The sequence below is a fragment of the Xylanibacillus composti genome (assembly GCF_018403685.1).
In the GTDB taxonomy this organism is placed as follows: Bacteria; Bacillota; Bacilli; order Paenibacillales; family K13; genus Xylanibacillus; species Xylanibacillus composti.
In genome coordinates this window covers 30,227-56,136 of record NZ_BOVK01000007.1, presented here as the reverse complement: position 1 = coordinate 56,136, position 25,910 = coordinate 30,227, and the positions used below count along the sequence as shown (strand labels likewise).

Annotated in this window: 22 protein-coding genes; 17 read left to right on the top strand and 5 right to left on the bottom strand. The window is 57.8% G+C overall.

The window, feature by feature from the left end; genetic code table 11:
• Positions 1-341: 341 nt before the first annotated feature.
• The 6 genes from XYCOK13_RS03225 to XYCOK13_RS03200 all read left to right on the top strand — a co-directional run bounded on the left by XYCOK13_RS03225 (position 342) and on the right by XYCOK13_RS03200 (position 7,653).
• Positions 342-1,913, top strand: coding sequence for an ABC transporter substrate-binding protein (locus XYCOK13_RS03225; RefSeq protein WP_213410480.1), 1,572 nt, complete (start codon positions 342-344; stop codon positions 1,911-1,913).
• An 11-nt stretch (positions 1,914-1,924) separates the two neighbouring features.
• Complete coding sequence (locus XYCOK13_RS03220) at positions 1,925-2,905, top strand: ABC transporter permease (protein WP_213410479.1); 981 nt, start codon at positions 1,925-1,927, stop codon at positions 2,903-2,905.
• A complete protein-coding gene (locus XYCOK13_RS03215; RefSeq protein ID WP_213410478.1) occupies positions 2,898-3,725 on the top strand; it encodes an ABC transporter permease in 828 nt (275 codons plus the stop codon). The genes XYCOK13_RS03220 and XYCOK13_RS03215 overlap by 8 nt, the downstream gene beginning before the upstream one ends.
• 15 nt (positions 3,726-3,740) lie before the next feature.
• On the top strand, positions 3,741-5,360 hold the full coding sequence (locus XYCOK13_RS03210; protein ID WP_213410477.1) for an ABC transporter ATP-binding protein: 1,620 nt from the start codon (positions 3,741-3,743) through the stop codon (positions 5,358-5,360).
• A 238-nt stretch (positions 5,361-5,598) separates the two neighbouring features.
• Positions 5,599-6,780: a staphylopine family metallophore export MFS transporter CntE gene (gene cntE / locus XYCOK13_RS03205; protein ID WP_213410476.1), complete on the top strand. Its 1,182-nt coding sequence runs from the start codon at positions 5,599-5,601 to the stop codon at positions 6,778-6,780.
• A gap of 144 nt (positions 6,781-6,924) precedes the next feature.
• Positions 6,925-7,653: a DUF554 domain-containing protein gene (locus XYCOK13_RS03200; protein WP_213410475.1), complete on the top strand. Its 729-nt coding sequence runs from the start codon at positions 6,925-6,927 to the stop codon at positions 7,651-7,653.
• Between the two features lie 72 nt (positions 7,654-7,725).
• Here the strand turns inward: XYCOK13_RS03200 and XYCOK13_RS03195 are convergent, their stop codons facing one another.
• The gene (locus XYCOK13_RS03195; protein WP_213410474.1) at positions 7,726-8,208 is read right to left on the bottom strand and encodes an Hsp20/alpha crystallin family protein; all 483 of its coding nucleotides are present in this window, start codon (positions 8,206-8,208) and stop codon (positions 7,726-7,728) included.
• A 238-nt stretch (positions 8,209-8,446) separates the two neighbouring features.
• On the opposite strand from XYCOK13_RS03195, the gene XYCOK13_RS03190 reads away from it, so the two are divergent.
• From XYCOK13_RS03190 to XYCOK13_RS03170, 5 genes are all read left to right on the top strand, one after another.
• Positions 8,447-8,677 carry a spore germination protein gene (locus XYCOK13_RS03190; RefSeq protein ID WP_213410473.1) on the top strand — a complete coding sequence of 77 codons (231 nt, stop codon included), beginning with the start codon at positions 8,447-8,449 and terminating at the stop codon, positions 8,675-8,677.
• A complete protein-coding gene (locus XYCOK13_RS03185) occupies positions 8,670-8,882 on the top strand; it encodes a spore germination protein GerPB (RefSeq protein WP_280520868.1) in 213 nt (70 codons plus the stop codon). Before XYCOK13_RS03190 ends, XYCOK13_RS03185 begins: the two co-directional genes overlap by 8 nt.
• A 121-nt stretch (positions 8,883-9,003) precedes the next feature.
• The gene (gene gerPC / locus XYCOK13_RS03180) at positions 9,004-9,630 is read left to right on the top strand and encodes a spore germination protein GerPC (RefSeq protein ID WP_213410471.1); all 627 of its coding nucleotides are present in this window, start codon (positions 9,004-9,006) and stop codon (positions 9,628-9,630) included.
• A complete protein-coding gene (locus XYCOK13_RS03175) occupies positions 9,623-9,823 on the top strand; it encodes a spore germination protein GerPD (RefSeq protein WP_213410470.1) in 201 nt (66 codons plus the stop codon). The genes gerPC and XYCOK13_RS03175 overlap by 8 nt, the downstream gene beginning before the upstream one ends.
• 7 nt (positions 9,824-9,830) lie before the next feature.
• Positions 9,831-10,220, top strand: coding sequence for a spore germination protein GerPE (locus XYCOK13_RS03170; protein ID WP_213410469.1), 390 nt, complete (start codon positions 9,831-9,833; stop codon positions 10,218-10,220).
• A 16-nt stretch (positions 10,221-10,236) separates the two neighbouring features.
• Here the strand turns inward: XYCOK13_RS03170 and XYCOK13_RS03165 are convergent, their stop codons facing one another.
• The gene (locus XYCOK13_RS03165) at positions 10,237-10,530 is read right to left on the bottom strand and encodes a YmaF family protein (RefSeq protein WP_244864967.1); all 294 of its coding nucleotides are present in this window, start codon (positions 10,528-10,530) and stop codon (positions 10,237-10,239) included.
• A 310-nt stretch (positions 10,531-10,840) separates the two neighbouring features.
• On the opposite strand from XYCOK13_RS03165, the gene tgl reads away from it, so the two are divergent.
• Positions 10,841-11,620 carry a spore coat transglutaminase TGL gene (tgl, locus tag XYCOK13_RS03160; RefSeq protein ID WP_213410467.1) on the top strand — a complete coding sequence of 260 codons (780 nt, stop codon included), beginning with the start codon at positions 10,841-10,843 and terminating at the stop codon, positions 11,618-11,620.
• 1,021 nt (positions 11,621-12,641) lie between these two features.
• Here the strand turns inward: tgl and XYCOK13_RS03155 are convergent.
• Positions 12,642-13,328, bottom strand: a complete 687-nt coding sequence (locus XYCOK13_RS03155) for a class I SAM-dependent methyltransferase (protein ID WP_213410466.1) — start codon at positions 13,326-13,328, stop codon at positions 12,642-12,644.
• Positions 13,329-13,405: 77 nt separating this feature from the next.
• Positions 13,406-14,380, bottom strand: a complete 975-nt coding sequence (locus XYCOK13_RS03150; protein ID WP_213410465.1) for a MerR family transcriptional regulator — start codon at positions 14,378-14,380, stop codon at positions 13,406-13,408.
• A gap of 187 nt (positions 14,381-14,567) precedes the next feature.
• Here XYCOK13_RS03150 and XYCOK13_RS03145 point away from each other — a divergent pair, with 187 nt between their 5' ends.
• The 5 genes from XYCOK13_RS03145 (at position 14,568) to XYCOK13_RS03125 (ending at position 23,704) form a co-directional block, all read left to right on the top strand.
• A complete protein-coding gene (locus XYCOK13_RS03145) occupies positions 14,568-15,464 on the top strand; it encodes a fumarylacetoacetate hydrolase family protein (RefSeq protein WP_213410464.1) in 897 nt (298 codons plus the stop codon).
• Positions 15,465-15,774: 310 nt separating this feature from the next.
• Positions 15,775-17,271: a glycerol kinase GlpK gene (gene glpK / locus XYCOK13_RS03140; RefSeq protein WP_213410463.1), complete on the top strand. Its 1,497-nt coding sequence runs from the start codon at positions 15,775-15,777 to the stop codon at positions 17,269-17,271.
• A 327-nt stretch (positions 17,272-17,598) separates the two neighbouring features.
• Entirely contained in the window at positions 17,599-19,269 is a 1,671-nt protein-coding gene (locus XYCOK13_RS03135) for a glycerol-3-phosphate dehydrogenase/oxidase (protein WP_213410462.1), read from the top strand.
• Positions 19,270-19,584: 315 nt separating this feature from the next.
• Positions 19,585-20,628: an efflux RND transporter periplasmic adaptor subunit gene (locus tag XYCOK13_RS03130; protein WP_213410461.1), complete on the top strand. Its 1,044-nt coding sequence runs from the start codon at positions 19,585-19,587 to the stop codon at positions 20,626-20,628.
• A gap of 16 nt (positions 20,629-20,644) precedes the next feature.
• Entirely contained in the window at positions 20,645-23,704 is a 3,060-nt protein-coding gene (locus XYCOK13_RS03125) for an efflux RND transporter permease subunit (RefSeq protein ID WP_213410460.1), read from the top strand.
• A 566-nt stretch (positions 23,705-24,270) separates the two neighbouring features.
• On the opposite strand, the gene XYCOK13_RS03120 is transcribed toward XYCOK13_RS03125, so the two are convergent.
• Positions 24,271-25,857, bottom strand: a complete 1,587-nt coding sequence (locus XYCOK13_RS03120; RefSeq protein WP_213410459.1) for a glycine betaine uptake BCCT transporter — start codon at positions 25,855-25,857, stop codon at positions 24,271-24,273.
• Between the last annotated feature and the right edge of the window lie 53 nt (positions 25,858-25,910).

Here is a 25,910-nt window from a genome sequence, read left to right as displayed (position 1 = left end):
GCAGATGCATTGCGCGCATAGCCGGACTGGCACAGTGTGGTCATGGCAGAAAGCCGCGCTCATTGGCATCGTCATGCTGCTGGTTGAAGCGATCCGGGATCGCGGCGCATCTGCCTGCCTTATGATCGGCGCATGAACCTGGGAGCGGGCGGTTTTCGCCTCGGGCATTTTCGCCTCGGGCAGTTGGTCGATCAACCTGCGCCGCATGCGTCCCGCTTTGATCTTGACTCCCCGCATGCCCGCAGCGGCGAGTTAAGCGGCCCGCGCATGCAGGCTGTCGCTGGGGCGATATAGGGCAACAGCGTTGCTTATTACATTCGAAGAGACAGACGGAGGTTACGATGAAAACAAATTGGTTCCTATTGGTCCTGTCAGGCTTGCTCCTGACAGCAGCGTGCAGCAGTCCATCAGACGTCCCCGCTGCCGAATCCGGCAACAAAGGAGAGGGGCAACGGCAAGAACAAAAGCATGAACAAGAACTTATCATTGCCGATCAGCAGATTGCGACCAGTCTCGATCCTGTTGAGTCGCTGACGGCCAGCTATCTGGTCAGTGTAGGCGCAGCGGAAACCTTGTTCAAGGTGAACGCCGGGGGCGAGGTAGAGCCGGCTCTGGCGGCAAGCGCGCAGGAGCTTGATCCGATGCGCTGGGAAATCCGGCTGCGGGAAGGCCCGCGTTTCTGGAGCGGCAAGGAGATAGACGCCGACGCGGTTATCGCCTCGCTGGAGCGGTCCAGAGAGAAGGATCTGCAAGCGCAGCCATTTCTGGACGGCTTGCGCTTCGAGAAGGCCGACACCTATACCATTCATGTTCATACCGAGCGCAGCTACTTGCCGGTTCCGCTCAATTTGTCCTATTACCAGACAATCATTCACAATGCGGATGCGGCGCATGATGCTGTGGAGACAATGGATCTTTCGGGCATGTACAAAGTGGTCGAGTTTCTTCCCAAGCAGAAGATGGCGCTGGAAGCCCATGAAGGCTATTGGGGAACGCAGCCAGAGATTCGCCGGATTGTTCATGAAGAAATCGGCGATGAGCAGACGAGAGTGCTTGCCGTGCTGAGCGGCCGCAGCCACATCGCAGTCAAGGCTCCGGTCACGGCCCTGCCGCAATTTGCAAATAACGATGCAGCTGATATCGTAGCCTCTCCTGCTGCGAATACGCAGACCATCTACTTGAATTTGGCCAGGCCTCAATTGGCGGATGCGCGCGTTCGGCAAGCCTTGTCCTGGGCTTTGGATCGGGAGGAGCTGGTTATGCTTGGGGCCGAAGGGCAGAGCGAGCCGGTCACAACCTGGCTGGGCTCGAACCCCGCTTACGCCGAAGCCGGGAACAGTGTCTACACCGAATTCAGTCCGGACAAGGCCGCCGCGCTGCTGGATGAGGCGGGTTGGGTACTGGAAGCTGACGGCATCCGCTACAGGGACGGCGAGCCGTTGACGGTGCGCTTGATGACTTGGGGGGGCGACAAAGCGCTGGGTGAAGCGCTGCAAAGCCAGTGGATGCGGGCAGGCGTGAAGGCCGAGGTGCAGCACGGCGATTACAGCCTGATCCAAACTGCGCGGGAAACGGGCGATTGGGACGCTTCGATTGAAGCTTGGAGCACCTTCGGCGATGAATACACGCTGCTCTCCGGACAATTCTCGCCAGACGGCAGCGCCAATTATGGCGGTTTCGCCGATCCGGTGACGAACGAATGGCTGGAGGCACTGGCTGCGGCGACGGATGCATCCGAGCGGCGCGAATGGGCATTGAAGATCAATGAGCGTGTGGCGGAGCTGGCGCCGATCATCAGTCTGTTTCCACGTCCGCAGCTCACTGCGGTCAGCGCGAAGCTGGAGGGCTTCGAGGAGCATTTCAGGCAGTTCGAAAACATCGTGCATGCCAATCTGAAATGGGCTGCGGAATAGGAGAGAGCTAGATGCCAGCCGTACTTCTCCGCAAGCTGTCGGACGCTGCGCTGACTCTGTTCTGCGCGACGCTGGTGCTGTTCATTCTGATCCGTCTTGCGCCGGGGGATCCGGCCGTGCTGCTGCTCGGCCAGCCTGCCGAGGTAGCCGGGAGCCAGTCGCAGGCCTACGAGCGGAAAGCCGAGGAGCTGCGGGCGCAATGGGGGCTGGATCGGCCCGTATTCATGCAGTATGCCGGGTGGCTGGGACGGCTGCTGCAGCTGGATCTGGGCACTTCCTTGTACACGGGGAGACAAGTAAGCGAAGAACTGGCTGAACGGCTTCCGGCTACGCTGCAATTGTCGCTGGCTGCCTTGTTCATCCAGGTGACGCTCGGCATCGCGCTTGGGGCGGTATCTGCCCTGAAGGCGGGGGCAGCCAGCGACAATCTGATCCGGTTTGCCTGCGTAGCGTTGGCATCAACGCCAGCCTTCGTTACGGGCTTGTTCCTGCTGCTGCTGTTCGCCGTATCGCTTGGCGCATACGAAATCAGCAGCGAGGCGACTTGGAACCGGCTCTGGCTGCCAGCGCTGACAATGGGGCTCGCCAGCATGCCGCAGTTCGCGCGCATGGTTAGAGCGAATATGCTTGCGGAGCTCGGCCAAACGTACGTGCTGGCGGCCTTGTCTAGAGGATTAAGCCGCAGGAAGGTAGTCGCTCATGCTTGCCGCAATGCGCTGCTGCCGCTTGTGACGGTCGTCGCCCTCTCGTTTGCCGCCTTTCTCGGCGGCGCCGTTGTCATCGAAAGCCTGTTTTCCTGGCCGGGTATAGGCAAGTACGCGCTCGACAGCATCCTGCGCAAGGATTATCCGGTCATACAGGGGTATGCCTTCATCATGGTAGCCTTCGTCATTGTGCTGCACCTTTGCGTGGATGTGCTTTACGCGTATCTCGATCCGCGCCTCCATCACAAGCGCAAGCGGGCAGCAGCGGGAGTGGAAGAACATGCATAAATCGAACGTATCTGTGAGTCTGGTGTCCGGCTTGGTTCTTCTTGGCCTGCTGGCTGTGCTGATCGGGGGAGCCGATTGGCTTTCGCCCTACGACCCCGTGCAGCAGCACGCGGCCGAGCGGCTGGAAAAGCCGAGCTTCCAGCATCCGCTGGGCACAGACCGCTTCGGCCGGGATATACTGGCGCGCACGCTTCACGGCGGCAGAACGACCGTGCTCACCACGGTGGCGGCTTTAAGCGCGGCGCTGGCTATCGGTCTCGCGGCAGGCTTGGCTGCCGGCATGTTCCAAGGCTCATGGCTGGATCGCCTGCTGCTGCGAGTCATGGATGTGCTGCTCGCCTTTCCCTTTATGGTGCTGGCGATGGTGGTCGCGGCGTTGTTCGGCACGAGCCTGTTCCATCTTCTGCTTGCCGTCATCTCGGTGAGCTGGGTTTCGTTCGCGCGCCTCACCCGCAGCGTCGTGCTGCAAGCCATGCATGAAACCTCTTTCGCGGCAGCCAAGGTGTTAGGCGCCGCAAACGGCACGCTGATGCTCCGCGAGCTGCTGCCCAAAGCGTTGAGTCCCGTATTGATTCTGGCTACATTTGAGCTCGGGAGCCTGATGCTGTCCATAGCGGCGCTGTCCTTTCTTGGACTCGGGGCGCAGCCCCCGGCCCCGGAATGGGGCAGCATGCTGGCAGACGGGCGCGATCACTTCATGCAGGCGCCGCACATATTGTTAGGGCCAGGCCTGTTTATCATGCTCACCGTATTGGCCTTCAACCTGATCGGGGAGGGGCTGCGTGATCGGCTTGATCCGTATGAAAAGCCAGGATTATAAGGGAGGCTACAACTCGTGAAATCAAGGGAGACCGTCTTCGAGATTCAACGGCTGCAAGTAAGCTATCGGCATCAGGGGCAATCCGTTCCCGTCTTGCGCAACTTCAGTCTGGCTCTCCGCAAGGGTGAAATCGTGACGGTGCTGGGGGAGAGCGGTTCCGGCAAATCGACGATGGCCAAGGCCGTGACCGGCCTGCTTCCCCCCTCGGCGCACGTTGCCGGCGGCACACTGGCTGTCGGAGGCGACGTGATAGCAAACCTGTCCGCGGGCAGCATCCCGTGGGAGCGGATTCGCGGAACGGAGGTGGCCCTGCTCTTTCAGGACGCCCGGCAAGCGTTGAACCCGGTCATGACGATCCGGCAGCATTTCCGGGAGGCGCTGCTCCACCATCGCAGAGCCCCGGCGCACGAAGTCGCGACAATCAGCAGCCGCTTGCTTGGCAAGCTTGGTTTCGCTGATCCGGCAGCCGTTCTCGCCAGCTACCCGTTCCAACTGAGCGGGGGCATGTGCCAGCGCGTATGCCTGGCGCTCGCGCTCTGCCTCGAGCCGAAGGTGCTGATCGCGGATGAGCCGACTTCGGCGCTCGATACAGTGAGCCAGCGGGAGGTGCTGGCATTGCTGAAGCATGCGCAGGAGGAATTTGGCCTGGCCGTGCTGATGATCACCCACGATTTGGAGGTGGCTGGAGCAATCAGCGACAGGATTATCGTGCTGCACAAGGGCGAGTTGGTGGAGGAGGGCGAGGCGCGCACCGTTCTGGCCCAGCCGCAAGCCGCCTTCACCGGCCAGCTGCTGGCGACCCGCAAGCAAATTGCCGCCCCCGCTAAAGCAAACCGCCGGCGGCAAGCTGCCGCTCCCTTGCTGGAGGTGCGCCACCTGCACAAGTCGTTCCAAGCCGGCAGGCCTGTGCTGCGCGACGTTCATTTGACGCTGGAGCGGAATGAAATTCTCGGCATTCTGGGTCAAAGCGGCTGCGGCAAATCAACGCTTGCCCGGTGTATCACAGGGCTTGCGGCCGTTAGCGACGGGAGCATCCTGCTGAACGGCGCGGACATTACCCATTTGCGGGGCAGAGCGAGGCGGGCAGTGTGCAGGCAGGTGCAGATGGTTTTCCAGGATGCGAGAGCGAGTCTTCATCCGGGCCGGACCGCGCTTGAGCTTGTGCAGGAGCCGCTTCGGTACATGCGGCTCGGGAACAGGCAGGAGCGCGAGATGCTTGCGGCTTTTTACCTGAAGGAAGTGGGACTGGAAGGCGAGCTCCAGCATCGGAAGCCGCCCCGGCTGAGCACAGGCCAATGCCAGCGCATAGCGATTGCCAGAGCCTTGGTGTTAAAGCCGGACGCGCTGATCTGCGACGAGGCGGTGTCTGCGCTGGATATGCGCATTCAGGCCCAGATATTGACATTGTTGAAACGGCTGCACAAACAGCATGGCTTCTCCATCCTCATGATTTCCCATGATGTCCGTATGCTGCGTTCCTTCTGCCATCACATCGCTGTCATGCATGGCGGAACGTTCGCAGAAGGCAAGCAGGCCAGCGCCCGGCTGCACGAGAGCAGCCAGCCGCACACTCAATTGCTGCTGGCGTGTGCAGGCGATTGGAAGGATGGGCTGCCAGCTGCAGCCTTGGAGTGAATAGCCGTTACCGTTCGAAAATACCAATTCCCGGACGGATTTGTTCGATAGCCTGGAGGTGCCAGTCACCGCCTTGCAAATCAATGCCGAAGTGTGGCCGGACAACGGCATCAGCCGCTCGCATTGCTCTACATCGATTGAACAGCAGGCTTGGCCGTCTGGAGCGTATGTTCGTCCTTCGTTTCAAGGCTTCCCATATTTTTTGACGATTTGATCATAGACCGGGGGTTGTTCGCCGTTGCGTACTCACCGAGCCACTTCGTGGCCAATTTTGCGCCTATACGCCCTTGCCTTCCTCTTCTTCAGCGCGAACTCGATCCTGGCGGTCATCGTGCCCATCCGCAGCGAATCGATGGGAGCCAACAACACGATGATTGGCATGATTATGGGCACCTACATGCTCACCTGCATGTTTTTTCGTCCTTGGGCGGGGCATCTCGTCCAAAAGTACGGCCCGGACAAGGTGCTTCGGGTGCTGCTGCTGGTCAATGGGACAGCGCTGGTGCTCTATACAGTATCCGGGTTGGAAGGCTTTTTTGTTGCGCGCTTCATGCAGGGTGTCTCGACTGCTTTTTTCTCCATGGCCTTGCAGATTGGAATCATCGACTCGCTTTCCGAGGAGGAGCGCTCCCAGGGCGTCTCGCTTTATTCGCTCTTCACCTACATGCCTTCGATTGCCGGTCCCTTGATTGCGTTCGGCATCTGGGAATGGGGCGGCATGAACGCTTTTACCGTTGCGATGGTGGCCATTGCCGTAACGACCGGACTGTTCGGCTACAGCATGTCGATGCAGCCCGCGACCGGGGAGCAGCAGCCGAAGGAGGCGCAGAAGACCGCCTGGGTGCGGATGGTTGGCCAACCGTCGCTTGCCGTTTGCAGCGCGCTGATGCTCGCCGCCTCTGTCGTATTCGGCTCCGTGACGGTGTTCATCCCGCTTTATGCGAGCCAGGTGCCGTACGGCAATGCGGGCGTTTATCTCATGATTCAGGCGGGAATGATCGTGCTTGCGCGCTTTCTGCTGCGCAAGCGGGTGCCCTCCGACGGGAAGTGGCACCCGCGCTTTGTGACCGGCATTATGCTGCTGTCCTCCTGCGCTGCGCTGCTGCTGTCCTTGTCCGCCACGGCCGGCCCGCTCGTTCTGTACGCCTCGGCTGTCTTGATGGGCATTGCGCAGGCGCTGCTGTATCCGACCCTTATGACATTTTTGACGTTCGTGCTGCCGGCTTCCTCGCGCAATGTCCTGATTGGCCTGTTCATCGCCTCGGCGGACCTTGGCATTTCGCTCGGAGGGGTGGCGATGGGACCGATAGCAGACCGCTTGTCCTATACGGGCATGTACACAGTCTGCGCGGTTCTGGCCTTGGCGATGGCCGCCCTGGCCGCTGTATACCGGAAGAAGGCGGATGTTGCCGCTGTATAGGGTGGAGGAAGCTCCCCATATTCCCTTCCGATGACGAAACCTTTATACTGGATGAAGATGAAAAGCGCCGTTCGGCGCTTTTCGCCATGTTGGAACAAGAAAATGGACGCATTACCTAGATACATAGAGAGGAAAGAAGAGAAGATGGCATTGTGGGGAACGATTGTCAATACTGCGGCAATTATACTGGGGGGGCTGCTCGGGAGCTTGCTGCCGCGCGTGTCCGAGGGCGTTCGCCGGACAGTTATCCAGGGATTGGGATTGGCGTTAATGGTTCTTGGAGTGACGATGGCGCTGGAGACAGCCAACATCCTGATCGTGATTGCCAGTCTTGTGCTAGGCGGTCTCATGGGCGAGTGGATGAAGCTGGAGGACAGGCTGCATCGGCTCGGCGCCTGGTTGGAACAAACGGTGCAGCGCTTCACTAGGACAAAAACGGGTGAAGGCAAGGGCAGCATCGCCGAGGGCTTTGTCACGGCAACGCTCGTCTACTGCATTGGCGCAATGGCTATCCTGGGCGCGCTGGATGGCGGGCTGCGGCAGGACCATACGATTCTCTATACGAAATCGATGCTGGATGGCGTATCTGCTGTCATCTTCGCTTCCACCTTGGGCATAGGTGTCATCTTCTCATCGATCCCGGTCTTTCTCTATCAGGGCAGCATTGCGCTGGCAGCGAGCTTTATCTACTTGTTCGTGAGCGAGACGCAAATGCTGGGGCTGATTGCAGAGGTGACGGCTGTCGGCGGCGTGCTGATTGTCGGGATCGGACTGAACATTCTGGAGATCAAAAAAATCAATGTCGCCAACCTGCTGCCTTCATTACTGATCGCCATAGTCCTCGTATCAGCTGTTCCATATTGGAACGGCTAGCGCTTGCTGCGATGCAGGCATCCGTCATAGCCTGTGCCTGCACGATTCGGCGAGGGTTGCCTCGCCAAGCTGCTATTCCCGCACGCGAATGGGCTCATACTGGGCGGCCGCCCTTGATTTTGGCAGGCGAAGCTCCAATATTCCATCCCGCAGCAGGGCAGAGGCCTTGCCTGATTGAACGGGCTTGGGCAGCGGGATGACCTGACGCTTCTCTCCGGCGAATCGCACCTTGACTTGATGAGGGTTAACGGCAACGCGAATTTGGTCGCTCGTGATATCAGGCGGCGCGTGCAGGCGGAGTATGATGCTCCGATGTGTTTCGAATATGCGGAAGCTCTGATTCTCTTTGGCGCGAGGCGCGAAGCCGGCTGGCATGCTGCCCGAAGCCATCGCAGGCAGGCCTTCTGCAAGCACCTTCTGCATCAAATCGCTGATCCAAGACGGATGCTGGACCCGATTCCATGCGGGGAAGTCCTTGGGCAAGACCGGAAATTGCTGAAGCATCGCCGACTCGAATGCTCGCCAGTCGAATGGCTGCTTGGTTTTTTTGGGCATCGCTGTTCACGTCCTTTCAACCGCTTCTTCATTACTGTATGTGTCTGCATCGGAAGGGTTCCACCGGGCGATCTTGGCTTGATCTGCCTGTGCATGGCAGAGGATGCTTCGCAGTGAACGGACCCCATGATTGCATAAAAAAAGGGCTTGGATACAGCAACGCCGTGATATTCGCGGAACAAGTGGCTGGGCGCTTCATATACTGGAGGTAGAGGGAAGCGGAAAGGAAGGGGCGACCATGCCGGCTATCGTAGGAAATGTCAAATTCGTAAGCGTCGGCTCCAGCTCTGTGGTCCAGTTTGGCGACGCTTTGGTTTTGGCGCCGATCAGCACGACCAAAACGTTCGCAGGATCGGGTTCATTTATTACAGGCGATCTTCCGGTTACCAACAACGGACTAAGCAACACGTTGACGAATGACACTGATGCGATTGATACATCGGCGGGAAAGGGGTCTGGCATTGGGTAACGTGGTTATTCACCAGAACATCACCATTCATCATCTGCGTGTGGAGGGAATTAGCAACTCCTCTATCTTACAGATCGGCAGCGCGGGTTCCATCAGAGCCTTGGCCAATTTATACAATACGGGAAGATTTACAGAGGCAGCGCCGCTGCTAGGCCTGCCGGAAGAAGAAGCGAGCCTGGTGCCGTTTGCCCAAGAGACAAGGTAGGATTGCCATCCGTGCATGCTGCGGAACGACTGTAATTTCCAACCAAGTGCCTATCGCTGACATGAATCTGCATCTCCCCCCATATATTCTAGGTAAACGCTGGAGGGAGAGGCGAGGCAATGTGTACGAACCGAATATTTTGCAGGTCATGCTGCATCTCGTTCAACAGATGCATCACACGCTTTGCCTGCAGCATGAGCAGCTGCGCCGGATGGAGGCGGAGCTTGCCGCGATCAAGGAACAGCTGGCGAATCAGCAGCAGGCGCCCGGCACTCATGTCGAAAAGATTGAGTATAATTTCGAGCAGCTTAAGGTAGATACATTGGACGGCACGCTGGTGATCGGGATAAGTCCGAACGAAACGGGCAACATCGCCCAATGGGCTCTGCAGCAGACAAGCGGGGAGGATGCGGCTGTCGGTTCGTCCGAGGGACAGGAAGAGACGAATGCGAATGTTCGCGAGCGGATGGCGGCCTATATCCGCGACGCTGTGCCGCCAATGCTGGAGCAGATGAGCGAACAATCCGGCGTTCCTTTGACCGGAGAGAACAAGCGGGCGATCCTGGAAGATATGCTGCGCCAAATTGATGGACGCATCGCGTACTACTCCAAAAAAATGCCGTACAAGGAAGGGGCATCGGCGGCTTCGGCGGCCAATGAACTGGCCCAGGCGCTGCAAAACGATATTCATGCGGCGATCCAGGCATATGTGGAGCATTTCAGAGAGGAGCGGGAAGAAGATGATTGAACGCGGGCTGCATGTTGTCAACGAAGGCATTCGCGTAGGCGATATTCGGATCGTAGGCGTCGCCGCTTCATCTGTTGTGCTGATTGGCGATACCCACACGATCCAATGCGCTTCTATGTTTGATACGCCCCCGGAGTCGTTGATTGTCGGGCCGTTGGTGCCATTTATTACGGGTTCGGGCGCTTCCACGTAAGCGGATGATGCGCATATCCAGAGTCGGGCATGTCAAGGTGACGTCGAAGGAGTTGTCCTCCATTACGTTGATTGGCGATAGCGTTGCCATCACGCCTCGAACGAATGTTCTTGCTGTTCAGCGGGAACGACCGCATTATCTTGGCCAAGAGGGGGATTTGCAGCAATTTCCCTTCTATGAGCAGCCGATGCCCAAGCTCGCAGCCCGATCGGCCGGACCAGAGCTGTTCGCTCGAAACAACTCCCCGTTTATCGATGTAGGGAGCTTGCGCATTCTCGGCCTCTCTGCTTCAGCCGTCCTCCATATAGGCAGCACCAGCTTTATCGATGCGGAATCCCGCGTCAAGCACATCCGGCAGCTGTTGTCCGTAGAAGAATCCGAGCAAGAGGAGGCTTAAGAGCAGCAGTCCGGCGCTACCAACCCTCAGGGAAATAGCCGATGCCGGTGCCAGTCGGGCCGGCAAAGCGATGGGAGTGGCGGGGAATGGTCAATACCGTTTTGTAATAGCCTTCCCGGAATTGAAAGGGCTCTTCTTCCGCCTCCGCCTGAATCCAGTGGAAATGTGCGCCGCTCTCAAGCGGTATGGCGGGACCGGTATAGCCAGTTATGCGATGAAAATGCTCTGCGTCCAAATCCGTAGTGCCTTGAAATCTGTGCACATGGCCGTCGCCAGCGATGCCGTTCGCTGCGTAAACAAAGAAAGTCACTCTATGCCGATGTCCTAATGTGAAAGTGGTGAGGGCGGGGAAGAAATAGTGCGCATGGGGGGGGAGCAGGAGCATTTCGGTACATGGGCAATGTCCTTCCTGTGATTAGGTTATTGCATAAGTATGCCGATCCATTCGCAGGTATGCGAGAAGAATCGACGAGTACAGGATGTTCGATGTGACGACAGAGGCGGACGATTTGCATGCGAGGAGAATCTGTGGCGCTGCGAGTCGCAGGCGGTTTTGTTTGACGAACGGGTCCGCATCTTGCCAGTGGCTGGTCCGGCATCAAGTTCAGGGAGGGAACGCGATGATTGTGATTATGGGGGAGGGGCCTGCGGCCTTGCAGCATCTGGCCGTATCGGAGATGGAGAGGTCGGTCATCCGCGCGAAGCAGAGTAGCCCGGTTACGTACCGATATGGTTCACGGGATGCGCTGCTGTTCGAGTTGAGGATGCGCAGCCAGACCGTTAAAGCGGCTTTGGACCTGAATGAGAGTGGTGTTTCCTTCGAGACGTTCGCCGATTCTTATTGCAATGAGCAGCTTTGGAGGAGAACGCCGAACGGCGGGTTTCTGCTGAGGCCCGGAGTGGCGCCGGCAGTTGGCATTCGCGACATCTTCGAGAATGGCAGACTTTATGGCTTTGAGTGTGCGACAGCGATGGTCATCGTCGTATACAAAGCGATCCTGGAAGCAGCGGGAGAGCGGATGTTCAATACTTATTTTCAAGCCTTGTTTTTGTGGCAGTGGCAGTATGATCGCGATTTGCGGTTTTTGCCGACCACTCTGCAGGAAAGTTATCTCGGCGATATCGTCTACTTCAGAAATCCGGACCATGACCCTGCCCACCCGGAATGGCAGGGAGAGAACGCGATCATCTTGCCCGATCAGCTCTACTACGGGCATGGCTTCAGCATTCGAACAGCCGATCAGATGATTGCCGCGCTCAATGCGCTGCGGCGGCCAGGCAGCCAAGTTTCGGCGTATCTCACGCAGGATGTGATTTACCCGGATTTCGAGTATTTGCGGAGCCTGGCAGAAGGCAGATGGGTCGCGGCCAGGATCGGCGAGCGCTTTCACCGGGCTTGATGGAGCTGCTTGCCTGAGCAGCGAATGCCGGTCGGTTTATAGCGTACGATCCCTGCTTATGAAGCCGCCAGATGCCTGCGCATTCCGGCACGCAAGTCAGCTGCTGATCCGCTCGGGCTGTCTAGTACCTTTCCGCCTGGGAAGAGGACGGCGGTCGGGTTTATAGCTGCTTGGCTGATCTGTGTTACCGTGGAGCCGCTCCATCTATGGCAGAGAAGGCACCGGTCAATGACCGCTGGGTGCTCCTGATTTCCGCATCGCGGCTCTCCGTACGGACAGCAGCTGGAAAACGGAAAAGTGTGGTCTTATGTGTGGCGGGAGCTGTATGGTGTGTCCGCATCGCGGCTCTCCGTATGGCTAGTAGCCGGATAACGGAAAAATGTGGTCTTATGTGTGGCGAGAACAGCCCGGTGTGGGAAATAGCGGGAATGAATGGATTTATTCTTGGCCAGAGTTCAGGTTCCCCCTCGATTGGCTGCGAATAAAACCACTAGTTCCCGCTATTTGAGTTCAACACGATCTCAGATTTCCCATAGCGGTAATAATGTCCGCTATATAAATGGCATTGAGCGTTCATACGCCGATTGTTGCACAGCTGAAGGACTCCAGCGCCGCAATGCTACGTCCGCCGGAGGGCGGGATGCTGATACAACCGCCGCCGAGACGTACGGCGAGGGCAGCGATGTTGGTTGCAGTACCAGATTCCAGTCCGCCAGAGGAACGAAGCTGATTGCGGCGTGAAAGCCTTCCGCCGACGGGAGACGAAGCTGATTGCGACGTGAAAGCCTTCCGTCGACGGGAGACGAAGCTGATTGCGGCGTGAAAGTCTTCCGCCGAAGGGCAGCGATGCTGATTCGGCGAAAAGGACTTCCGCCGAAGGCCAAAGCCGATTGCGGCGGGGCGACTCTCCACCGCGAAAGGCAATGGCGCTGATTGCACCTCCGATAGGAGTCCGGACAACGCCGCTGCCGGCTCCCTCCAGTACTTGCCGGCTCCGACCGACCCTATTGCCGATCGCTCCCTAAATATGAAGCCACCAGATGCCCGCGCATTCCGGCACGCGAGTCAGCTGCTCATCCGCCACTTGGCCGGCGAGCGCTTCGCCGAAGAAGAAGCGCGTCAGCTCCTCGGCTTCTTGGGCGTCCTTGAACGTATAGTCTGTCCTGAGCCAGGTGTGGGAAAAGCCGTATTGCTCTGCCAAGGCGGTGTAATAGGGCTGCAGGAATTCGTACACATGCGGGGTCTCGCAGCCGGTTCCCAAGGTTTCGATCAGGATGATGGTGCCATTCGAGCGCAGGACGCGCTTCATCTCGCTAATGGCTTGATCCAGATTGGCCAACCCGTCCGGAACATGCGCGTTCACGGAATACGACAGGCTCCAGCCGGAGACAACCATGTCGATGGAATCACTTGCCAAGGGAAGCGGGAAATGCGAGGAGACTTCCGTTCGCCAATTGCGCAGGCCAAGTGCGGCAAGCTTGGCTTCGGCGACGCGCAGCATGGCCCCGGACGCATCGAGCGCGACAAGCGAACGTGCTTGGCGGGCTATCGGCACGCTTAGTCTTCCAGTGCCGGCGCCGATATCCGCCACATCCAGTCCCCCGTAGGGTCGAATGGCGGCAATAGCCGGGATGATGTCCTGTTGACGGGAAACCATGCGGTCATACGTGTCGGCTTCGTGCAGGTAAATGGCATTGTGGTCTGGCATTGTGTGGGTCCTCCTCTTTTTTCGTCATGAACAATACAAGTGTAAAGGTTGACGCAGCGAGAAGGTCAAGCATAGCTCTAAGCACGAATAGGAAGGGCGTAGACCAGGTGCAGCTGTTCGTTCATCTGCTCATGCTTGGTGGCATAATCGTGCTGCTCGAACCACCGCAGCAGGCGGGATGCGCTTGGATAAGCCGAAGCATCAGCGGGGCTGGCAGACGATACTTCCTCGCGGACCATAAGATCGACAAGGCATATTCGTCCACGGGGCTTGAGAACCCTGCGCATTTCTTCCAGCGCCAGAAGCTGCTGCTCTTCGTTCAGATGGCGGAAGGCGAAGCATGTTACCACCAAGTCGAACTCCGCTTCCAGGTAAGGCAGGGCGAGGAAATTGCCCAGACGGGTTTCCAGGGCGGGGAATTTCCGTCGGGCTTCCTTCAGCATTTCCCTGGACTGGTCCACGCCTGCCATCTGCGCCCCCTTGGCTAACAGCTTGCCGGCAGCATTCCCTGTGCCGGTCCCAATATCCAATCCTCTCTCTCCAGCTATGGGCGCAAGCCACTGGACCGCCAGATCGAGAGCCCGTTCATAATCCCGATACTTCGCCGCCGACCCGCCAGCCACTTGCTCATCGTGGAACTTTGCCCTTTCGTCATAGTTCCATTGGTCCCGCCACGAAGCGCGCTCCTCTCTCAGTCTTCTGGAGGATTGCGCAAGCTGGTAAATATCCTCGATGGGAAGCTTGTCCGCTTGAAGCAGCATGTGGATCATACGATCGGTTGTTTCGATCATTTGCTTGTATTCCAGCCATTGGCGAACCATGACCGCGCGCTGCAGCTCGAGGTACCCCAGCAGCTCCTTCGGATGCCTGTTCTCCACATCGTCCAGAGCCTCGCGCAGCGCAAGGATTGTCTGCAGACGCCACACCTCCTGCTCGGAGAAGCGGCGGTAGCCGTTGCCCTCCTTCGCGGGGGCAATCAGCCCCTTGGACTCATAGAAGCGGATCGTTCTCGGCGTAATCTTCAATTGTTCGGCCACATCACTAATCTTCAATGTCGGCTTTTCCTCCTTCACGCTGTCTGCGCCGCCTGCCTGCCGCAATTGCTGCTGCGAACATCAAATGCAGCTGCAGTAAATTCGACGCAGAACGCCGTTATTGCCATAATCATGTATAATTATAGCATGCGGTCTAATCGGCAGCGGACCTGCGCAACATTCGGTGTAGAAAGGCTGTGAGCATATGAAGCTTTTTACTTATTTAGACGGGGAGCAAGACCAGCTGGGTATTCATACATCACATGGAGGAATACCTGCGGCAAAGGCATGCAGAGCCTACGGCATCGATCCGGTGTGGACCTCCGTTCATGACGTAATCGAAGGGGGAACCGCAGCGGTTGAACAGCTCAAGCAGCTGGCGGATCGGGTGCTCGCCGACGGGCGGCGCGACCTGTTGCTGGATGAAGCTGCGCTGACGTGGCGGCCGTGCGTGCCGCGCCCGGAAAAAATCATTTGTGTCGGACTCAATTACCGCAAGCATGCGGAAGAGACGGGGGCGCCTGTGCCGGACTATCCGATCTTGTTCAACAAATTTGCGAATGCGCTTGCCGGTCATCAGCAGGAGGTGACGCTGCCAAGCGTGTCGGAGCGTGTGGACTATGAAGCGGAGCTCACAATCGTGATAGGCAAGCGCGCCAAGGATGTATCCCGCGAAGAAGCGCTCGATTATGTGTTCGGCTACTGCACGGGCAACGACCTGTCAGCCCGCGATCTGCAGAAGCGCACAGCGCAGTGGATGCTCGGGAAGACGTGCGACGGCTTTGCGCCCATCGGGCCGTATGTCGTAACCTCGGACGAAGTGGGCAATCCGAACAGTCTGGAGATTCAGACGATGGTGAACGGGGAGCGCCGCCAGCACTCCAACACCGCGGATATGATTTTCCATTGCGATGAAATTGTCAGCTACATCTCGCGGCACATGACGCTGCAGCCCGGGGATCTCATTATGACCGGGACGCCGGAGGGGGTTATCATCGGCATGCCGAAGGAACAGCGGGTGTACCTCCAGCCGGGCGACGTAGTGACCGTTGAGGTGGAGAAGCTGGGAGCGTTGACGACCCGATTCGTTGCGGGGACTTGAGCAAGCGGTTGCGTGCAGGCCGGACATGTTCGCACTTGCATTTGCAAAGCCTGTATGTTGGAGCTTTTCCTTCACGGTGAGCAACGGATGAACAAGACAGCCGATAGAGCGGCGGAGGAAACAAGGCAGGCAAGCGATTGGCGGAGGTCGGCGGGGAAACGGAAAGACAGGCTGCTGTGTAAAAAGAAAAGACGAATGACATTCAAGCGAGCACGGAATGGAGGGAAATGCCAGCTGCGCGCCGCCGGACGGCAGGCGCATCGCATAGGTTGGCGAGTGGAGCGCATACGTTGAAAGGAGGACTTCAGGCATGGGAGAGGCCTATATTCTTTCGATTGATCAAGGGACAACAAGCACGCGGGCCATCTTGTTCAATAAACAAGGGGAACTGGTGCATATGGCGCAAACAGAATTTCCTCAGTACTTCCCCCAACCGGGATGGGTAGAGCAGGATGCAGAGGAAATTTGGCAGTCGGTGCGGGCGGTCGTCACTACGCTGCTGGTCGATCACAAGATCAAGCCGGAAGCCATTGCGGCAATCGGCCTAACCAACCAGCGGGAGACGGCGGTCGTCTGGGATCGTCACAGCGGCAAGCCGATTCATCGCGCCATTGTCTGGCAATCCAGGCAGACGAACGCCTTGTGCCAGGAGTTGAAGGAGAACGGTCATGAGCAGATGATCACAGAAAAGACGGGGCTGGTGATCGACCCGTATTTCTCGGCGACGAAAATCAAGTGGCTGCTGGACGAAGTGCCGGGAGCCCGGGACAAGGCAGAGCGCGGCGATCTGCTGTTCGGCACGGTCGATACTTGGCTCGTATGGCGCCTGACAGGCGGGCGCGTACATATTACCGATTACTCCAATGCATCTCGTACGATGCTGTACAATATTTACGAGCTCGCCTGGGATTTGGAGCTGCTTCGCCTTTTGGACATTCCGGCGGCCATGCTGCCGGAGGTGCGGCCCTCCTCGGGCATCTACGGCCATACCGAGGAGAGCTTGTTCGGACGGGCCATCCCGATTGCCGGCATCGCCGGCGACCAGCAGGCGGCATTGTTCGGGCAGGCCTGTTTTGAGCCCGGCATGGCCAAAAATACATACGGAACCGGCTGCTTCCTGCTGAAGCATACCGGTCAGCAGCCGGTTCGCTCCAAGCACGGCCTGCTGACGACGATTGCCTGGGGGCTGGACGGAAAGGTCGAGTATGCGCTTGAAGGCAGCGTCTTTGTAGCCGGTTCTGCGATCCAATGGTTGCGCGACGGCTTGCGCATGATCGACACCGCTGCCGAAAGCGAGGAGCATGCCGGCCTCGTCGCATCCGCCGAGGGAGTGTATGTCGTGCCCGCCTTTGTCGGGCTGGGCACCCCGTATTGGGACAGCGACGTGCGCGGCGCCGTATTCGGGTTGACGCGGGGAACGACGAAGGCGCATTTCATCCGGGCCACCTTGGAATCCTTGGCCTACCAGACCAAGGACGTGCTGGATGCGATGAAGGAGGATTCCGGCGTGCCATTGAAGACGCTTCGCGCCGATGGCGGCGCCGTGCAGAATCAGCTGCTCATGCAGTTCCAGAGCGATCTCATCGGCGTGCCGGTTGAACGGCCGACGACGCTGGAGACGACAGCGCTCGGCGCCGCATACTTGGCCGGGCTCGCCGTTGGCTATTGGCAGGACTGCGAGGAGATTGCCAGCCAGTGGAAGCTGGAGCGGCGATATGAATGCCGGATGGAGGAGCGGGAGCGCCACCGGCTGTATCAAGGCTGGAAACGTGCCGTTCAAGCAGCTGCAGCCTTCAAGGAAGAATAGCGATGCTGACGAGGGCCGGAGCTGCGGACAAGGTGGATCGGTGGGCACCTTTGGAGTCCTGCCGCGGTCCAGACAAGGAAGGTCGGCCCTTACTGCAGCATGTACGCAAAGGTGCCAGAGAGTGCGAACTGCCTTGTCTTGTCACAGCTATAGAGAAAGCAATCGACCGCAGCATGCCGTCTGCCGTAAGCATACGGGAATGCTGCGGTTTTGGTTTGCCAAGGAGACCGCGCAAGTGTCGTCTGCGAATCGCTCTCAGTCGATGCAGCGCGCTGTAACGTATAGTCCATCTCCATTACAATCTTTAACGAAAGGGCGGGGAAAACGATGACAGCATGGATGGATGGGAGAAAAAGACCGCTCCTCTTACACCGGATGGAGCAAACAGTCTTCGATGTTCTGATTATCGGCGGCGGCATTACCGGAGCAGGCATTGCCCTGGATGCGCAGTCCCGGGGGCTTGCCACAGCGCTGATCGATATGCAGGATTTCGGGGCTGGCACTTCAAGCCGTTCCACAAAGCTGGTGCATGGCGGGCTTCGGTACTTGAAGCAGCTGGAGTTCGGGCTTGTAGCGGAAGTAGGCAAAGAGCGGGCAATCGTGCATGAGAACGGGCCGCATGTGACGAAGCCCGAATGGATGCTGCTGCCCGTCTACAAGAACGGAACTTATGGACGGCTGGCCACCTCACTTGGCTTGCGTATGTATGACTTTCTGGCCGGCGTGCGCAGAGAAGAGCGCAGGCGCATGCTAAGCGCAGCGGAGACTCTGGAGCGCGAGCCGCTACTGCGACGAGATGGACTGCTGGGCGGCGGCTATTATGCCGAGTACCGGACTGACGACGCCAGGCTGACGCTGGAAGTGCTGAAAGCGGCCGTGCAGCGGGGGTGTTATGCTGCAAATTACGTGAAGGCAACGGGGTTTCTGTATGAGAATGGGCGCGCAGTCGGCATTCGGGCAGAGGATCAGCTTACGGGACGAAAGTACGAATGGAAAGCCCGCAAGCTGATCAACGCTGCCGGGCCTTGGGTAGATACTCTTCGCGAGATGGACCGCTCCAAGACAGGGAAGAGGCTGCTGCTGACCAAGGGGGTCCATCTGGTGTTCGACCGCCGCCGCTTTCCGCTGCGACAAGCTGTCTACTTCGATGTGCCCGACGGCAGAATGGCATTCGCCATCCCGCGTGCGGATAAAACTTACGTGGGCACGACCGATACCGTATATTCCGGCGAATTGACGCATCCGCGCATGACAGCAGAGGACCGCGACTATTTGCTGCGGGCCGTTCGCGCGATGTTTCCGGAATTGGCTTTAACGGCTGCTGATGTGGAGTCAAGCTGGGCGGGACTGAGGCCGCTCATCCAGGAGACGGGGAAAGGCCCTTCCGACATCTCCCGCAAGGACGAAATATGGCGGTCCCCGTCCGGGCTGGTCACCATAGCCGGCGGGAAATTGACGGGTTACCGCAAGATGGCCGAAGCCGTAGTAGATCAGTTAGCGGACGAAATCAAGAAGGAAACAGGGGTCAAGCTGGCTGCATGCCAGACGCGCCGCATGCCGATATCCGGCGGAGAGGTGGGCGGGGCGGCCCATTTCCCTGCCTATGTGCGGGACATGACCGAGCTTGGCAAGCGCTTCGGATTCACGGAGATGCAAGCGGAACGGCTGGCACAGCAGTTCGGGTCGAACGCTGAGCAGGTTTTTCGCTGCGGCGCATCTGTTGCGGATGCAGGAAAGGCGGAGCTTCGCGGCCTTCCTCTTGAATGGCTGGCCAGCCTGCTTTACAGCATGCAGGAAGAATTGGCGATGACCTGCTCGGACTTCTTCATTCGCCGGGTGGGGGCGCTCTACTTCGACCTTCAGGCAGTCTATCGCTATCAGGATGCCGTTGCTGCCATAATGGCCGAGTGGTATGGGTGGAGCGATGGGGAAAAGAAGAGACAGCTGGAAGAGCTTAATCTGCTGATGCATAACGCTATGATCGCGGCTGACAGCTGAAGTTCAGACAAGGCAGGGCAGCGGATCGGTCCATGGCGAGCCCAGTCCGGTGTGGCCGGATCGCGCTCTCGACAGGTGGAGCTGGGGATGGGAACTCCAGTGGGGAGAGGTTGGCGGGACCGTTCTGCTACCGGGGCGAATTCAGCTGCCGTGGAGCTGACTCCGACTCAGATGAGGCTTGCTGCAGGTCACATCGATGGATGTAGGAGAGTCATGTAAGATGTGACCGCCATATGACGATTTTCACTAGACACATGTACAAACCAATCGTTACCATGTAGGAGGAGAGAAAAATAGGAGCGGAGTGAATCGAAGATGCATAAAAGAAAAGCGATCATCCTGGCCGCGGCTTTCGCGCTGCTGACAGCATGTGCAAGCCCGCAACTCCCGGCAGAAGGGGAGCAGGAAGTGGCAGCAAAAAAAGTAAAGGTGACAGAGGTCGCCGCCATCACGATGGGCGAGGCGATTCGCGTAGATGCGGCCATTCAGCCATCTTCCCGAGTGGATATAGCCGCGCAGGTCAACGGGGAAGTCTTGGCCAAGCACGTCAGCGTTGGCGATTCGGTATCATCCGGCCAAACTCTGGTTGAGCTGGATCAGGCCGACTATCGGGCGGCATTGTCCCGGGCGCAGCTGGCCAAGGAGAAGGTGCTGCTGCAGCTGGAAAACTACAAGGTTCAGTTGAGAGAAAACAGTTCCGGCCAGAACACTGAGATAGATATGCTGCAGCTCAGCTTGCGCGAGGCGGATCTTAGCATTCAGGAGGCGAACCGCAATCTGCAAAAGGCTGTGCTCAAGAGCCCGATTGCCGGAGTCGTTGTCGATATGCCGGATCTGGCCATTGGCCAGCAGGTGAATCCTGGCCAGCAGCTCGTGCAGGTCGAGCAAATTGATCCGCTGCATGTTGAAGCTGCTGTGAAGGAAAAGGACTTGCAGCTCATCCAGAACAAGGAGAGCTTGTCGGTGTTTGTGCCGGTGCTCGGCCAAACTTTGGAAGCGGATGTCGTGTACTTGTCCCCGTCCGCATCCAGCCAACAAGGAAGCGGTTTTGCGTTGAAACTGAAGATTGACAATCCCGAAGGGGCGATTCGCCCGGGAATGAGCGCGCAGGTCATCCTGGATGATTCCCTGGCTCAGACGGTTTCGGCGGTGCCGATTGCTTCTGTGCTTGAAGAAGACGGCACAGCTTATGTGTACACCGTTTCGGAAGATGCCGTTGCCGTGAAGACACAAGTGGAGCTCGGCCGCAAGAACAAAGAGTATGCCGAGATCGTGGCCGGCTTGCAGGAGCACGACCGGGTCGTGTCGGTTGGGCAGAGCTTGCTGGCTGACGGTGACTCAGTCGAAATCGTTGAGTAAGGGGGCGCTATCGAGAATGATGAAAATGTTGTTGCAGCGTCCGCTTGCCGTGTTTTTGGTTGCCGTGATGGTGCTTGTATCCGGGGTTGTGTCAGCGTTCATGCTGCCCATCAAGCTGCAGCCTAATGTCAGTGCCCCTTTCCTGCTGGTCAGCGCCAATGTGGAGCAGGACACCGACCTGGACACGATGGAAAAGGAAATAACGATACCGCTCGAAACCTTGGTCAAAGGCCACAGCATCGTGAACAACGTGCAGGCGACGACCACCACGAAGCATGTGAATCTGCAAATCATCATGAAGGATTCTGCCACTGACGATGAAATCGGCAAGCTTCGGGAAGAGCTTAACCAACGGCTGAACGCTGTTCCGCTCGACTTGTCGGGCAGCGATGTCCGCCAGTTCTCCACGAGCGATAATGTGATTATGGTTATCGCCGTCACATCTGACGATCCGGCGCAGGACAAGGTGCGCAGCGAGCTGAAGGACAGGCTGGTGCCGGCGCTGCGGGAAGTGAACGGCGTCAGCAAAATCGAGCATACGCTCGATCAATATGAGGAGAGCTTCAAGTTTGAGCTCAAGCCGGACCAGATCAAGAGTCTGCAGCATGCGTCCCAATTGGTCGACGAGCTGCGAGGCAGCTTCGCCTCCCCGTTGCTCGGTACGCTGGAATACGACGGCAGCCAGTATCGGGTGCGCAGTGAAGCGTCGATTACCAGCATGGATGAGCTGATGCAGCACCGCTTCCAGAGCGGCGAGCGCCTCGCGGATGTGGCGGATGTTGAAATCGATATGATCGCCAATCACCGGTACACGATGATGAACGGCGAACCGTATTACGAGATTAACGTTTTCGCTACCGATTCGGCCAGCGAGGTCAAAGTGTCCCAGAAGGTCAACGAGGTGTTGAACCGCATGCAGGCCGATCAGCAGACCCGATGGGAGTACTTGTACGCCTGGGACGCTTCCGCGTTCATCGGCACCGCCATAAGCGAGCTCGTTGTCAATATTATGTTCGGTGCGGGTTTGGCGTCGATTATTCTGCTGTTGGTATTCCGCAATCTGCGCACGATGCTGATTGTCGGCTTCAGTATGCCGATCTGCATTTGCGCCACCTTGATTGCCATGTCTGTAGCCGGATACAGCCTGAACATTATCACGCTTATGGGCATTGGCCTCGGCACCGGGATGATCGTGGATGCTTGTATCGTGGTCATTGAGAACATATACCGCAAGCTGCAGGAGGGCGGAAGCCGTCTGGACGCTGTCGTGCAGGGGACGAAAGAAGTGTTCGCTCCGGTGCTGGCGTCGATACTGACGACAATCGCGGTGTTCCTGCCGATCTCCTTCATCGACGGCATGATCGGAGTGTTCATGAAGCAGCTGGCTCTCACGATAACTGTGTCGCTTGCCGCATCGCTGGTCGTCGCGCTGACGGTCATTCCGATTCTGGCGAACAAGTGGATGAAGCTGTCCGAGAAGGCGGAGAAGAAGGACAGCCGGATTTTGGTCTTTTACGAGAAGCTGCTTCATTATGTGTTGAGAAGAAGATGGCGCACGCTGCTTGGCTTCGTGCTCGCGCTGGTCGTCGCGCTCTATTCTCTGATTGCCTTTGTGCCCAAAGGCTTTATTCCGAATGTGACAGACCGCAGCTTGTTCATCAATGTTGAAGTCGATGAGAATATCGATTACGAGACGAATTTGCTGATGATGGACGCGACGGCCGAGGCCATGCTGCCCATTGACGGCGTCAAGGAAGTGCTGTATTGGGGAAACGACGAGAACACCTCCAGCGGCGCGTTCATCGTGCTGTTCGAGGATCGCGCGGATATGGAGCAAACCGACGATGAGATGACGGCGGAGATCAAAGCGACGATCGATCGGATGATTCCGTATTCCTTCTTGAGTATTGGAGCAGGGCAAGGAGATACCTCCGGCCAAATGTCGATCGCCTTGTCCGCTTCAACGATGCAGGACCTGGTCAGACACGTGCCGGCTGTGCAAGATGAAATCGAGCTCATTCCCGGCGTAACCGGTACAGAAGCGTCACTGACCGAAGGCAGCAAAGAATGGGTCATTCATTTCTCCAAAGAGCAGCTTGCCTACTATGGGATAAGCCGTCAGGAGGTCGAGCAGTATACGAGTCTGATTCTGAATGGCGTGCCGGAGATCGATGTATCGATGGACGGCAAGGACACGACCGCTTCGATTGTTTTCCCGGCTATCTACCGGCAGAGCTCGGATGGTCTGGCCCAGCTGCCGATCCGCAGCGATTTGAACCTGACGATTGAAGATGTCGCCCGGTTGGAGCAAGTCGATGCCGAAGCGAGCCGTGTTCGCCGCGACGGCGAGTATGAGCTGATACTCAGCATTTATTTCGATTCGGAGCAGCGCAATGCGGTCATCAGCCAGGTCACCAACTTTGTCAGCGCTTATCAGGGCGAGCTGCGCGCCTCCTTGTCAGGGACACAGCAGCAGCAACAGGAAGGGTTCGAGAAGCTCCTGATCGCTGTAGCCGTCTCGTTCGCCGCAGTGTTCCTGATCTTGACCATTCAGTTCAATCGCATGCGTCTGCCGTTCCTGATCATGTTCTCGCTGCCATTTGCGATGATCGGCGTCGCTCTGGGCTTCCTGCTGACTGGACGAACGTTCGATCTGGTAGCGATGATCGGCATTGTTATGCTGGTCGGCATCGTTGTCAACAACGCGATCGTGCTGATCGACTTTATCAACAAGCACCGTGCGGAATACGATGATGTGATCACGGCGGTAGTAGAGGGCGCCAAGCTAAGGCTTCGTCCGATCTTTACCACCACGCTGACTACAGTAGGCGGCTTGATCCCGATGTTTATCGGGGGAAGCGAGGCGTCTGAATTTCAGACGCCGCTCGCTACGGCTGTCATCTTCGGACTCACGTTCTCGACGTTTGTCAGCCTCGTGCTGGTGCCGGTGCTTTACTACTTCTTCGAGGGACGCGCTGACCGGAAAAAAGATAAGGCGGAGAGAAAGCTGCAAAAACAATTGAAGAAGCAAGAGAAGCTACAGCAGAAGCAGCAGCCTGTGATCGAGACCGTTTAAGCGCTTGAACCTGCGGTGCGTCTGTGCCGAAGGCACGGCGGGTATCGCGGTGCGACAGGTGCAAGCGTCGGCACCGTACAGAGTTGCGCCGAAGACACAGCGGGTATCGCGGTGCGGCAGGTGATGCGACGGCATTGTACAGTGGCCCATAACAAGGGACCAAGACAGCGGCCTGCCAGGACCGACAGGAGCCGCGGACTGGCTCGCTTGGCACACAAATGTCCTCCCCATCTGCAACGGGACTGCAGGCGGGGAGTTTTTTTTGAGTTTGGGAGCACTCTTCGGCTCAGGGCGCAGGGGGGACCTGATTAGCGGGAATGAACGGTCTTATATCAGGAACTGAGTCAGGGTGCGTAAAAATTACGGAACTTATTGGTCCTAAATCCACCCAGCGCGCATGTTGTCTGCTCATTAGGCCAGTATAAGACCATTTTTTTCCGCTGTTTACACCGAAGCCGTATTTTCGAAGCGGATAAGACCACTTTTTCCCGTAAAATTAAACGGCTAAATGCGGCGCGCTAGGACACCCGTATATGTTCCATGCACCATGCAGAAAAAAGGGCCGGTTATGGCCCATCCGCAGCGTCGCCGTTTTTGGCGATTTCCTCCTCAATCAGCTGCTCCAGCTTGCGGATACGCCGTTTCTCTTTGCGGCGCAGCTCTCGGATCTCGCCTTGCAGCGCCTTGTGCGTGGAGAATACCATAAGCAGCAAAATCACGGCAAATGGCAGCGCAATCGTAATCGATGCCGTCTGCAGCCCGTTCAGTCCGCCGCTAAGCAGCAGCGCCGCCGCAATAGCCGAGACGAGCAGTCCCCAGATCAGCTTGACGCTGGTTTTCGGGTGCAGGACGCCCCGACTGGTCAGCATCCCGAGCACGAACGTGGCGGAATCGGCTGACGTGACGAAGAACGTCAGGATCAACAAGGTAGCAATCGTCACCAGGATCGTGCCGAGCGGCAGCTGCTCCAGAGTAATGAAGAGCGCCGAGGTAATGTCCGCATCCACGGCCTCGGCAATGTTTCGCCCTTCGAATATTTCGAAGAACAATGCCGTCCCGCCGAAGGTTGAGAACCAAAGCATGCTCAACGCTGTTGGCACAAAGAGCACGCCCATGACAAATTCGCGGATGGTGCGGCCTTTCGAAACGCGCGCAATGAAGCTGCCTACGAATGGCGCCCAGGATATCCACCACGCCCAGTAGAAAATCGTCCAGGCGCCAACGAACGTTCCCTGGGAGAACGGCGTCATGCGGAAGCTCATCTGGATCAGCTCTCCCAGATAGCTGCCGATCGTTGTTGTGAAGGCATCGAGGATGAAAAAGGTGGGCCCCGCCAGGATGACGAAGGCCAGCAGCAAAAACGCGACGGCCAAATTCAAGTTGCTCAAATAGCGAATGCCCCTGTCCAGCCCGGTTGAGGCCGAAATGAGGAACAGGATGGTCACGGTAAGGATGATGAGCAGCTCTACGAGCCGGTTTTGCGGAAAATCGACCAGGTAGCTCAGCCCCCCGTTGATCTGCATCGCGCCTAGCCCCAGCGAGGTAGCCACGCCGAACGCGGTGGCAATGGCGGCGAGGCTGTCGATCCCTTTGCCTAGCGGTCCATGGACCCGTTCGCCGAGCAAGGGATAAAAGGTCGAGCTGATCAGGCCGGATCGCCCTTTGCGGAATTGGGCATAAGCCAGGCTGAGCGAAATGACCGTGTAGATGGCCCACGGCTGCAGTCCCCAGTGAAAGTATACGTAACGCAGGGACGTTCTGGCCGCTTCAATCGTCTCGCCCTCCAGCCCTTCCGGGGGAGAAAGGTAGTGGTAAATCGGCTCCGCCACTCCCCAGAAGACCAGGCCAATCCCCATGCCAGCCGAGAACAGCATAGCCAGCCAGGTGAAAAAAGGATACTCCGGCTCATCGTCGTCCTGTCCAAGCCGGATGCGTCCAAACGGCCCAAAGGCCAGAATAAAGGCAAAAACCAGGAAGACGAAAGTAACCATCAGATAAAACCAGCCGAATGTCATGGTGATGAACGCAAGCGCCGCATTGGCCGCATCGTTCAGTTCCTCGGGAAACAGAAAGCCCCATAATACGAAGATCCCGACAATGCAGACAGACAAGTAGAAGACCGCGCCTAATCGATCCTTCTGTTCGCTTGGCATGTGCCCAATCCCCCTTGATCGCCAAATCTGTATGTAATCGTACAGCCATCCTA

Bases quoted from the DNA above. Each gene is read 5' to 3' on its own strand.
- XYCOK13_RS03225 (WP_213410480.1), top strand. From the start codon at position 342: ATGAAAACAAATTGGTTCCTATTGGTCCTGTCAGGCTTGCTCCTGACA.
- XYCOK13_RS03220 (WP_213410479.1), top strand. From the start codon at position 1,925: ATGCCAGCCGTACTTCTCCGCAAGCTGTCGGACGCTGCGCTGACTCTG.
- XYCOK13_RS03215 (WP_213410478.1), top strand. From the start codon at position 2,898: ATGCATAAATCGAACGTATCTGTGAGTCTGGTGTCCGGCTTGGTTCTT.
- XYCOK13_RS03200 (WP_213410475.1), top strand. From the start codon at position 6,925: ATGGCATTGTGGGGAACGATTGTCAATACTGCGGCAATTATACTGGGG.
- XYCOK13_RS03195 (WP_213410474.1), bottom strand. From the start codon at position 8,208: ATGCCCAAAAAAACCAAGCAGCCATTCGACTGGCGAGCATTCGAGTCG.
- XYCOK13_RS03190 (WP_213410473.1), top strand. From the start codon at position 8,447: ATGCCGGCTATCGTAGGAAATGTCAAATTCGTAAGCGTCGGCTCCAGC.
- XYCOK13_RS03175 (WP_213410470.1), top strand. From the start codon at position 9,623: ATGATTGAACGCGGGCTGCATGTTGTCAACGAAGGCATTCGCGTAGGC.
- XYCOK13_RS03170 (WP_213410469.1), top strand. From the start codon at position 9,831: ATGCGCATATCCAGAGTCGGGCATGTCAAGGTGACGTCGAAGGAGTTG.
- tgl (WP_213410467.1), top strand. From the start codon at position 10,841: ATGATTGTGATTATGGGGGAGGGGCCTGCGGCCTTGCAGCATCTGGCC.
- XYCOK13_RS03155 (WP_213410466.1), bottom strand. From the start codon at position 13,328: ATGCCAGACCACAATGCCATTTACCTGCACGAAGCCGACACGTATGAC.
- XYCOK13_RS03145 (WP_213410464.1), top strand. From the start codon at position 14,568: ATGAAGCTTTTTACTTATTTAGACGGGGAGCAAGACCAGCTGGGTATT.
- glpK (WP_213410463.1), top strand. From the start codon at position 15,775: ATGGGAGAGGCCTATATTCTTTCGATTGATCAAGGGACAACAAGCACG.
- XYCOK13_RS03135 (WP_213410462.1), top strand. From the start codon at position 17,599: ATGACAGCATGGATGGATGGGAGAAAAAGACCGCTCCTCTTACACCGG.
- XYCOK13_RS03130 (WP_213410461.1), top strand. From the start codon at position 19,585: ATGCATAAAAGAAAAGCGATCATCCTGGCCGCGGCTTTCGCGCTGCTG.
- XYCOK13_RS03125 (WP_213410460.1), top strand. From the start codon at position 20,645: ATGATGAAAATGTTGTTGCAGCGTCCGCTTGCCGTGTTTTTGGTTGCC.
- XYCOK13_RS03120 (WP_213410459.1), bottom strand. From the start codon at position 25,857: ATGCCAAGCGAACAGAAGGATCGATTAGGCGCGGTCTTCTACTTGTCT.